The sequence below is a fragment of the Pseudosulfitobacter pseudonitzschiae genome, assembly GCF_900129395.1.
GTDB lineage: Bacteria > Pseudomonadota > Alphaproteobacteria > Rhodobacterales > Rhodobacteraceae > Pseudosulfitobacter > Pseudosulfitobacter pseudonitzschiae.
In genome coordinates, this window is the sequence record NZ_FQVP01000024.1 from 1 (window position 1) to 2,500 (window position 2,500).

A 2,500-nucleotide genomic window follows, 5' to 3' on the forward strand; every position below is an offset into this window, starting at 1 on the left:
TTGGTTGCGGGAGTAGGATTTGAACCTACGACCTTCAGGTTATGAGCCTGACGAGCTACCGGGCTGCTCCATCCCGCGCCAGATGGTTTTTGGTGGTATCGTTTAGAGAGATACGATTTTGTAGAGGTTTTACTAGGTTTGGCAATGACCTACTCTCCCACGTCTTAAGACGCAGTACCATCGGCGCTACAGCACTTAACTGCCAGGTTCGGGATGGGGCTGGGTGTTTTGCTTGCGCTATGATCACCAAACCAAGAAAAACCTCTACGTGCGCTTTTGCCAGGGGCAAAACGCAACGAGCGGGAGGCAGCGTATCCGAAGGATACGCGTTCCCGCCCCCTCACCATTCCGGGTGAGGATCGGTGTCCAAGTCAAAGTACATCTATACTGATGTGTATGCTTTTGATTGTCTTTGGAAGTTTTCGTTCACATTTGCTGTGAAGTCTTTCTTCTACTGGATCAAATCAAGCCTATCGAGCAATTAGTACCAGTCAACTGAATGCGTTACCGCACTTACATCTCTGGCCTATCGACGAGGTGGTCTACCTCGGCTCTCAGGGATACCTTGTTTTGAGGGGGGCTTCCCGCTTAGATGCCTTCAGCGGTTATCCTGTCCGATCATAGCTACCCAGCACTGCCGTTGGCACGACAACTGGTCCACCAGTGGATCGTTCACCCCGGTCCTCTCGTACTAGGGGCAACTCCTCTCAAGTATCCTACACCCACGGAAGATAGGGACCGAACTGTCTCACGACGTTCTAAACCCAGCTCACGTACCTCTTTAAACGGCGAACAGCCGTACCCTTGGGACCTGCTCCAGCCCCAGGATGAGATGAGCCGACATCGAGGTGCCAAACACTGCCGTCGATATGGACTCTTGGGCAGTATCAGCCTGTTATCCCCGGCGTACCTTTTATCCGTTGAGCGATGGCCCTCCCACTTGGGACCACCGGATCACTATGGCCGTCTTTCGACTCTGCTCGACTTGTCAGTCTCGCAGTCAGGCTGGCTTCTGCCATTGCACTCAACGAGCGATTTCCGACCGCTCTGAGCCAACCTTCGCGCGCCTCCGTTACGCTTTAGGAGGCGACCGCCCCAGTCAAACTACCCGCCACACAGGGTCCCGGATCCGGATAACGGACCGCGGTTAGACAACAAGCGAGGCAAGGGTGGTATCTCAAGGATGGCTCCACAAGGACTAGCGTCCCTGCTTCAAAGCCTACCACCTATCCTGCACATGCCTGACCTATTGCCAGTGTGAAGCTGTAGTAAAGGTGCACGGGGTCTTTCCGTCTAACCGCGGGAAACCTGCATCTTGACAGGTAATTCAATTTCGCTGAGTCTATGTTGGAGACAGCGGGGAAGTCGTTACGCCATTCGTGCAGGTCGGAACTTACCCGACAAGGAATTTCGCTACCTTAGGACCGTTATAGTTACGGCCGCCGTTTACCTGGGCTTCAATTCAGAGCTCTCACCCCTCCTTTTAACCTTCAGGCACCGGGCAGGCGTCAGACCCTATACGTCGTCTTACGACTTCGCAGAGCCCTGTGTTTTTAATAAACAGTCGCCACCCCCTGGTTTGTGCCCCCAGCCCCTAGTTGCCTAGGAACCGGGCCTCCTTCTCGCGAACTTACGGAGGTATTTTGCCGAGTTCCTTCAACATAGTTCTCTCAAGCGCCTTGGTATTCTCTACCAGTCCACCTGTGTCGGTTTAGGGTACGATCTAGCGATGGAGCTATTTCCAGGAACCTCTCAGCAGCCCATTCAATCCGATAAGGATGAACTACCTTCGAGATCCGTCACTTCCATCTGGCCCAGGAATATTAACCTGGTTCCCATCGACTACGCCTTTCGGCCTCGCCTTAGGGGTCGGCTTACCCTGCTCAGATTAGCTTTAAGCAGGAACCCTTGGACTTTCGGCGAGGGAGTCTCTCACTCCCTTTGTCGCTACTCATGTCATCATTCTCACTAGTGATCTCTCCACCGGATCGCTCACGCGCCGGCTTCACAGAAAACTCCGCGTCTCCAATCGCCCCGAAGGGCTTAAGGAGACATGGAGTTATGTCACACTACGCTCTGCTACCATGCACTAAGTGCATCCTAAGCTTCGGCTCATGGCTTGAGCCCCGTTACATCTTCGCCGCAGGACAACTTGATTAGACCAGTGAGCTGTTACGCTATCTTTAAAAGATGGCTGCTTCTAAGCCAACTTCCTGGTTGTTTTGGTCGTCCCACCTGCTTTCCCACTTAGCCATGAATTAGGGGCCTTAGCTGTAGGTCAGGGTTGTTTCCCTCTTCACGACGGACGTTAGCATTCGCCGTGTGTCTGCCATCTAGTACTCCTCGGTATTCGGAGTTTGGTTAGGATCAGTAAGCCTGTGGGGCCCCATTACCCATCCAGTGCTCTACCCCCGAGGGTATTCGGATGACGCTCTACCTAAATAGATTTCGCAGAGAACCAGCTATCTCCGAGTTTGATTGGCCTTTCACCCCTAGGCAC

Annotated in this window: 1 tRNA gene and 2 rRNA genes (1 of these 3 cut by a window edge); all 3 read right to left on the reverse strand. The window is 53.3% G+C overall.

Annotated elements, in window-relative coordinates:
- Position 1: 1 nt before the first annotated feature.
- A tRNA-Met gene (locus tag BUC08_RS23980) sits at positions 2-78 on the reverse strand.
- Between the two features lie 58 nt (positions 79-136).
- Positions 137-251 (reverse strand): 5S ribosomal RNA (gene rrf, locus BUC08_RS23985).
- A 209-nt stretch (positions 252-460) separates the two neighbouring features.
- Positions 461-2,500 (reverse strand): 23S ribosomal RNA (locus BUC08_RS23990) (it continues 791 nt past the right edge of the window).